Raw genomic sequence first — 6,237 nt, 5'->3', positions numbered from 1 at the left:
TGAAAATTCCAATTCTAAAAATCCCAAATTCCAAATCCGGAGTTTGGGATTTTTGTTTTTAACCGCAAGGGGCGCAAAGGTTTTCGCAAGGTTGGCAAAGTTTAATTCTAGCTTTGCGAACCTTGCGCTTTTTTCCTTGCATGCTTTGCGGTTAAGATATGAAATAGACCTTTAAACATGTATCAAAGGAATTAGTATTTAATACAGCTGAAAAACGTCCAGGCAATAAAAAAAAGCTGTAAAGGAATTCTAAACCACAAATAAGATATTCCGGGTCCGTTGGTGCTTCCGTTTTGAAAATCAATATTTTTTAAGGCGCCGTTAATATTAGCAGGCAATACTAAAAGTAGAAAAACAATTAAGATCCAGCCACAGTACATTTTTGTATTTGGAATTAAAAGTCCAATTCCCATCAGGATTTCCAATATTCCCGTAATGAATACCAATTCTCTTTTTAAAGGAAAAAAATCCGGCAGCATCATTATCATGCCTTTTGCGTATATAAAATGCCCGACAGCTGTAAAGACCATCATTATGCACATAGCAATTCTCCCGGCCAAAGGCAGATTGTAGTTGTGGCTGCCTGTTTTTGTAAAAATTATAGATACGATAAAACTAACAAGTAAAATAAATAATGGTTTCATGTTTGTTGATTTTTGTATTGCAAATTTGCACTGTAATTCAATGCCAGACAATGAACCCGGGTTAAGAAATTCGTTTTCTTATTCTGCTTAACGCTTGTGGTGTGATACCAATATAAGAGGCAATATATTTAAGAGGAATCAGCTGGAGTAAGTGAGGCTGCTCGGTAAATAAATTCAAATAGCGCTGTTCTGCCGATTCTGTGAGCAGTGATAGTTCTCTTTTTGATTTTTTTAGAAAAAGGGCTTCACTGGCCATTCTGCCGATAGTATTGCCGATGGCTGTTTCGGCATAGATATACTGAAGGTCTTCGTAACTAATACTCCATAAAATGGTATTTGTTATAGCTTTTATGTGATAACCGGAAGGTTTTTGTGTCAGAAAAAAATCATAGGCGCTTACAAAATTTCCTGAAAATGCAAACCCAAAGGTAAGATCATCTTCAGAAGCCGGAATACTAAATTGCACGATTCCTTTTTCGATGAAGGATAGATATTTTTCCTTTTGGCCGGCGGTCACTATATATTCCTTTTTCAGGAATTCTCTTTTTAAAAGTCTGGAAGAGAAAATGTGCCAGTCCGAATCCGAAATTGGTACAAGTTTTTCAAAGTATGTTTTTATCTCCTCCATTTCTATTTATCTCTGAAAATTGTATTTTAATAATTTAAAGAATAAAAGTAAAATTTAAAAATGTATTATTTCAAAAAAAGTAATAGATAAAGAAGCAGAAATTGGCGCATTATACGCCAATTTCTGCTTTAGTGTAAGATTCTTAAAACGATATGATTATATCTTCTTAGCCTTTAAATTAAAAATGAAGACTTGTTATACAACTTATATATTTTAAAAAACAACCGGTAAGGTTTATTCATTTTCCTTTAAATATTTAAGGATTTCATGAAAGGCATTTTTGCTTGTAAATCCGAATTTCTCATCCAGAACGGAAGCTGGAGCCGAATATCCAAAATGTTCAAGTCCGAAAACTTTTCCTTTGCTTCCCACAAGATTTTCAAGATTAACGGGAAGTCCGGCTGTTAAACCGAAAACCAGTCCGTCTTTCGGAATAATACTTTCCTGATATTCTCTGGATTGTGATCTGAAAAGGCCTTCTGAAATAATTGAAGCCACATTTATTTTGATTTTACTACTGTTTTCTAACTCATGGGCAGCTTCAATAAGTGTACTTACTTCTGATCCGTTTGCGATTAAAGTAAGGTCTGGATTTTCATTCGATTTTACCAAATAACCGCCTTTTTTGGCGTTGGAAGCATCTTCGAATCTTGAAGTTCCGCCTGACGGAATAGCTGCAATCTCCTGTCTTGAAAGAATCAGTCCTGTTGGCGTTTTCTTATTTTCAAGTGCCAGCTGCCAGGCTACTGAAGTCTCAATGGCATCGGCCGGACGAAGTGCTAAAAAGCTTTGTTTGCCCGAATGATTTTTTATTTTTTCCAATAATCTAATCTGTGCTTCCTGTTCAATCGGCTGATGTGTCGGTCCGTCTTCGCCTACACGGAAAGAATCGTGTGTCCAGACATATTTTACGGCAAGTTCCTGAATTGCAGCCAGACGAATCGCCGGTTTCATATAATCTGAAAAGACAAAGAATGTTGCTACTACAGGAATTACGCCACCATGAAGTGCTATTCCGTTGGCAATTGCCGCCATAGTGAGTTCGGCAACACCGGCCTGCAGAAATCCTCCGTTGAAATTATTCTTTTGTAAAACGGAAGATTTTTTCAGGAAACCGTCTGTTTTATCACTGTTGGATAAATCGGCAGAAGAAACAATCATGTTTTCGACATTTTCTGCCAGATATCCTAAAACTGCCGCAGAAGCATCGCGGGTTGCCGCGTTTGCTTTCTGGGTAATCGAACTGAAATCCAGTTCCGGTAACTCACCGCTGAAGAATTGTTTTATCTTTTTAGACAATTCCGGATTTTGGTTTTCCCAGGCCGAAATCTGCGCTTTTCGCTCTGAAGCTTCTCTTGTTTTTTGGTTTAAAATAGTTTTATAATGAGCTTCCACATCGGTATAAACAGCAAATGAATCTTCAGGATCTGCTCCGAGATTCTGCAGTGTTTTTACGAAATCAGCTTTTGTGGCTCCGATTGGTTTTCCGTGAAGTTCGCACTGCCCTTCGTAAATATTTCCATCCGACGTGACGCAGCCTTTTCCCATAATCGTTCTTCCGATAATCAAAGTGGGTCTTTCCAATTCGGCATGAGCCGCATTCAGCGCTGAACGGATATGGGTGTGATTGTGACCGTCAATTGTAATTACTTTCCATCCCCATGATTCATATTTCATTGCCGTATTTTCGGTAGTGACTTCATCTGTCATGGAGGAAAGCTGCACATCGTTGGAATCATAAAACATGATGAAATTGTTCAGTCCCAGATGTCCGGCAATTCTTCCTGCACCCTGCGAGATTTCTTCCTGAACGCCTCCATCGGTTATAAAACCGTATATTTTATGATCGAATAAATTATCAAATCTTGCCGATAAAAATTTCGCTGCAATTGCGGCTCCGACACCCATTGCATGGCCTTGGCCTAAAGGTCCTGATGTGTTTTCGATTCCTCTTTTAACATCAATTTCAGGATGTCCGGGAGTAACCGATCCCCATTGTCTGAAATTTTCTAAATCTGTTTTTTCATAATTCCCAAGCAGGTAATATTGCGCATACATCAGGGCCGAAAGATGTCCTGCATCCATAAAAAAGCGATCCCTGAAAATCCAGTGCATGTCAGAAGGATCGTATTTTAAGTATTCAGAATATAAAATATGCATAAAATCGGCCCCGCCCATTGAGCCGCCGGGATGGCCGGAATTGGCTTTTTCGACCATCGAAATGGCCAAAGCCCTAATGTTATCTGATGATAACTGGTCTATTGTCTTGTTCATTTTTTTAGTTTTTTTAATTCGTTAACAGCGATAGAATGTTATTTTTCTATCTGAATAATTTGAGAGATGAGGTTGTTTTTTATTTGGTTTTTTTCATCCGGCTGACCACCTCCAACTGCAAGTTTAACTTTTCCTTCATATTGCTTTAGGCTGCCTTCGGCGGTAACATAAGACAGGTCTTCAGGGGAAAGATTAAAGGAAATTGTTTTACTTTCGCCCGGTTTTAAATGAAGCCTTTCAAATCCTTTCAGACTTTTCAGCGGTGCTTTTACAGATGAATCCTGATTGATTACATACAGCTGGGCAACTTCATCCCCCTCAGTTTTACCGGTATTGGTTATGCTTACAGAGACAGAAACAGTTTCACCCTTTTTTATTTTAGAAGAAATGTTTAGCGCATCATATTTAAAGGAAGTATAGCTAAGACCATATCCGAAACCAAAAAGAGGAGTACCCTTAAAGTAACGGTACGTTTTATTGTTCATACTGTAATCAACAAAAGGAGATAAATCTGAATCGCTGGCATAAAAAGTTACGGGCAGTCTTCCGGAAGGATTGTAATCCCCAAAAAGAATATCAGCGACTGCCGTTCCTGCCGCCTGACCTCCATACCAGGCATTTAATACTGCGGGAATATTTTCTGCTTCCCACGGAATGGCAATTGCACTGCCGGTCATCATGACAAAAATCACTGGTTTTCCGGAAGTTTTTAGTACTTTCATCAGTCTGGTCTGTGCTTCCGGAAGCAGGATAGAGGTACGGTCGCCGCCTGCGAAGCCGGGAAAGTTAACCGGCATTTCTTCGCCTTCAAGCTGAGGGGATATTCCGCCCACATAAATAAAGGCATCGGCATCTTTATTTCGGGCTACTAATTTTGCAAAATCAGTTTTCTCAAAATTTCCGGTATGTAATGCTACGTTTGCTTTTCCCTCTCCCTGCCAGTATTCCAAAACTAACTTGTAAACGGTATTCTTTTTGGTATTTAAATTAAATGTTTTTTCTCCCCATCTGTTTTTTTTCCATGCGTCAATCACTTCTTTTCCATCGATTAAAAAACGATAGCCGTCATCAGCGCTTACTTCAAATGTAACAGAGCCATCCTTGTCTGCCTTAAAATTAGTACTGTAGCGTGCCGAAAAATGGTTTGCTTTAATGTTTTTAATAACAGCTTGGCCTTCCTGCCAGAAGTTGTTTATCTCTGATTCAGTCCGTATTGCTGCCGGATTTCCCGACAAATCGGTGTTGTCGTAATATTCTGCTTTAAAACCCTGTTTTCCTTCGTAAGAATAGTGATTTTTAAAATTCTGATATATTAATAAAGTATCATTGGTAAAGCCTGTTGCTTGTTCATAAACCACTTCAGTAATGCTGCCCACTTTTTCTTTGATGCCATTTAAAACAGTTGTTAATTTAGTTGGCGTTCCGTTGTAATTTCCCAGTATTGAAATAGAATTGTCTGCATTAGGACCAAGAACGACGATCTTTTTTAACTTTTTACTCAGCGGTAGTGTGTTTTTTTCATTTTTTAGCAAAACCATTGATTCTCTGGCCATTTTTAAGGCATGTTCAGCATGCTCGGTACTCTCCAGAACAGAAGACGGCGTCTGTGCATATTTAACCATCGTGACAGGATCAAACATTCCCAGCCTGAATCGTATCATAAATAACCTTTTAACGGATATATCGATTTGTTTCTCAGTGATTTTTCCATTTTTTACTGCCTGAACCAAAGCTTTGTAAGCATCTGTACCACAATCGATATCGGTACCGTGAAAAACGGCATCAGCCGAAGCTGATTCTGCATCAGGATGGGTTTTATGATTCTTAAAGAAGTCGTCAATTGCCCAGCAGTCCGAGGTCACATAACCATCAAATTTCCATTGGTTACGGAGGATATCTGTCATCAGGATGTCACTGGCACAACAGGGCTGTGTTCTAAAGGCGTTATACGCACACATAACTCCTGCGACTTTTGAGCCGGTCACTAACTTTTTAAACGCGGGAAGATAGGTATCCCATAATTCATAGGGTGTAACGTCAACATCAAAAGTATGACGCAAAGATTCAGGTCCGCTATGTACGGCGTAGTGCTTGGCACAGGCTGCTGCTTTTAAGTATTTGGGATCGTCTCCCTGCAGGCCTCTGACAAAGGAATCTCCCAAAATACTGGTCAGATAAGGATCTTCGCCATACGTTTCCTGTCCACGTCCCCAGCGCGGATCGCGAAAGATATTTATATTAGGGGTCCAGTACGTAAGTCCCATATAGCGTTCGTTGGTCCGGTTTGATTCCAGGGCTTTATTGTAGATGGCTCTTCCTTCCAGAGCGGAATAGTCGGCCATTTTAAAAAGAGAATTTTTATCAAATGTTGCAGCCATGGCTATTGCCTGAGGATAAACCGTTGTTTTATATGGAGTTCGTGCCACGCCGTGTAATGTTTCGTTCCACCAGTCATACGCTATTATTCCAAGCCGCGGGATTGCCGGGGAGGAATTGAGCATCTGTGCTACTTTTTCTTCAAGTGTCAACCGGCCTACCAGATCATTTACCCGTTCTTCAAAAGTCAGATTCGGATCCTGAAATAAAAACTTTCCGGGCTTTTCCTGTCCGAAGCAGCAACAGGTGATAAATAACAGTAGTATATATTTGGTTTTTTGTGATTTCATAAGCTTTGGTTTTTTAGCATTTATA

4 protein-coding genes are annotated in these 6,237 nt (G+C 39.4%); all 4 read right to left on the bottom strand.

Annotated features, from left to right (window positions below; translation table 11 throughout):
- Window positions 1–191: 191 nt before the first annotated feature.
- Window positions 192–644, bottom strand: coding sequence for a hypothetical protein (locus tag GJU43_RS13535; RefSeq protein WP_154341286.1), 453 nt, complete (start codon window positions 642–644; stop codon window positions 192–194).
- A gap of 61 nt (window positions 645–705) precedes the next feature.
- The gene (locus GJU43_RS13530; protein WP_154341285.1) at window positions 706–1,272 is read right to left on the bottom strand and encodes a Crp/Fnr family transcriptional regulator; all 567 of its coding nucleotides are present in this window, start codon (window positions 1,270–1,272) and stop codon (window positions 706–708) included.
- A 234-nt stretch (window positions 1,273–1,506) separates the two neighbouring features.
- The gene (locus GJU43_RS13525) at window positions 1,507–3,546 is read right to left on the bottom strand and encodes a transketolase (protein ID WP_154341284.1); all 2,040 of its coding nucleotides are present in this window, start codon (window positions 3,544–3,546) and stop codon (window positions 1,507–1,509) included.
- Between the two features lie 38 nt (window positions 3,547–3,584).
- On the bottom strand, window positions 3,585–6,212 hold the full coding sequence (locus GJU43_RS13520) for a glycoside hydrolase family 3 C-terminal domain-containing protein (protein ID WP_154341283.1): 2,628 nt from the start codon (window positions 6,210–6,212) through the stop codon (window positions 3,585–3,587).
- Window positions 6,213–6,237 lie beyond the last annotated feature (25 nt).

Source organism: Flavobacterium sp. LC2016-23, from assembly GCF_009674775.1.
Lineage (GTDB): Bacteria > Bacteroidota > Bacteroidia > Flavobacteriales > Flavobacteriaceae > Flavobacterium.
Note: the sequence above shows the minus strand (reverse complement) of the source record. Positions and strands in the feature narration are given on the sequence as shown.